The 358-nt window shown below is 38.5% G+C and carries 1 protein-coding gene; it reads left to right on the top strand.

The features are described 5' to 3' along the window. On the top strand, positions 1-358 hold a 358-nt coding region (locus ABES02_RS29630), incomplete at both ends, for a transposase (protein WP_430141603.1).

The following is a 358-nucleotide window of genomic DNA, read 5'->3' as shown; positions in this document are numbered from 1 at the left end:
AATCAAATTGTGTCGTACAAGCTTTACACTCATCAACAGACTCCTTTAGTAGTGGATACACTGATGGAAGCACTGAAAACAAGGGGTAATCCAAAGGGAGTCATCATCCATTCGGATCAGGGAAGCGTGTATACTTCCTATGCCTATCAAAACCTGGTAAAAGAAAAGAATTTAGTGAGCAGTATGTCGAGAAGAGGAAACTGTTGGGACAATGCGGTCATTGAGTCGTTCCATTCCAATTTAAAGTCAGAGGAATTTCAATATGTAAAGTATAATTCAATGTCTCTTGAGCTGGTGAGACAGCATGTAGATCAATATATGAAGTATTACAATGAAGAGCGCATACAAGAGAAATTAG

It is taken from the genome of Neobacillus pocheonensis (genome assembly GCF_050477905.1).
GTDB lineage: Bacteria > Bacillota > Bacilli > Bacillales > Cytobacillaceae > Neobacillus > Neobacillus pocheonensis_A.
This window is presented reverse-complemented; position numbering and strand designations above follow the sequence as displayed.